The following is a 1,126-nucleotide window of genomic DNA, read 5'->3' as shown; positions in this document are numbered from 1 at the left end:
GGACGGCCCGCTGCGCGGACCGGACCTGCGGGCCGCGGCTTGCTCCTACGGTCATCAACAGCGCTGCACAAGGGCCGGCCATTGCGGCAAGGAGCGCCATGAGCCACTGTGCCGCGAACTCACCATGTGGACAAATCAGTTCGCCTGCTTGAAAGGTGAATGATGATCAAACGTACTGTGGGCAGGTGCCTCGCCGGACTCGTTGCCGCCGTCGGTCTGCTCAACGTCACCCCAGGTCTCTGCCACGCCGAGCAGGCAGACGCCGCCGGGCCATCGGCCGCGGCGCTGTCGGCGGCCGTCACGCCCGGTTATGTCGAGACGGTGTCCGATCACGGGCTCAGCAGCAACATCTGGATCGTCTTTGCCGATGGCTACGTCAGCGCTCTCTACTTCGACGGGGGCCAGTAGCGGGGCCTGCCGCCCGAAGCCCGTTGCTGAACGGGCGCCCGCACCGCGTCCACGTGTGAGCAGCTCCATGGAGAAAACCAACTGCCGCTACCGCGCTTTGCGTTGCGACACGAATGAAGGAGAAGCAAGATGCGTCCTCGTTTCCTCACATCGGCCATGCTCGCGGCCCTGGCGACGGCGGGGCTCATGGTCACCGCCCCGCAAGCTCTGGCCGCCCCACAGGTGCCCCGTTCGCCGGCCTCGGCGTCCACGTACAACCTCACGACCGTCATCGACCAGTGGACCCACTGGAGCCCGGACGCGAACACCTCGTCCCATGCGGGAACCCTGTACCGCGGCACCAGCTACTTCTACTGCTGGACGTACGGCGCCACCTACTCCAACAACGGCCACACGGACAACGTGTGGCTCTGGACCGACGATGACACCGGGAACCGGGGTGTTTACGTGAGCGACGTCAACCTGGACCTTTGGGGTTGGCAGCACGACCAGCAGGTTCTGCCGCAGTGCTGAGACCCCTTCCACGGCCGTGTGGCTGGACTGCCGCGCCGGTGCAGTAGTGCCAGAGCCACGGCGTAGAGCCTGACATGCCCGGCTTGTCCGGACGCGATCCGTCCCTCGCCGCACCACCCCGTACCCGGCCCGGACGATCCGGCCGAGGGCGGTGGCGTCGTCCGGATAGCGCAGGTCGCCCTGGCGGCACAGCACCGGGACGGTT

Annotated in this window: 2 protein-coding genes; both read left to right on the top strand. The window is 67.1% G+C overall.

Features of this window, described 5'->3' with window-relative positions; genetic code table 11:
• Positions 1 to 159: 159 nt before the first annotated feature.
• Positions 160 to 408 carry a hypothetical protein gene (locus tag ABZ646_RS47110; protein ID WP_360534063.1) on the top strand — a complete coding sequence of 83 codons (249 nt, stop codon included), beginning with the start codon at positions 160 to 162 and terminating at the stop codon, positions 406 to 408.
• 129 nt (positions 409 to 537) lie between these two features.
• Complete coding sequence (locus tag ABZ646_RS47105; protein WP_360534060.1) at positions 538 to 921, top strand: hypothetical protein; 384 nt, start codon at positions 538 to 540, stop codon at positions 919 to 921.
• Positions 922 to 1,126: the final 205 nt, after the last annotated feature.

This window comes from Streptomyces sp. NPDC007162 (assembly GCF_040634175.1).
In the GTDB taxonomy this organism is placed as follows: Bacteria; Actinomycetota; Actinomycetes; order Streptomycetales; family Streptomycetaceae; genus Streptomyces.
The sequence above is the reverse complement of the archived record's forward strand: the minus strand, read 5'-3'. Positions and strand labels throughout refer to the sequence as shown.

What these genes read in the sequence shown, in the direction of transcription:
- ABZ646_RS47110 (WP_360534063.1), top strand. Translation starts at nt 160, where the DNA reads ATGATGATCAAACGTACTGTGGGCAGGTGCCTCGCCGGACTCGTTGCC.
- ABZ646_RS47105 (WP_360534060.1), top strand. Translation starts at nt 538, where the DNA reads ATGCGTCCTCGTTTCCTCACATCGGCCATGCTCGCGGCCCTGGCGACG.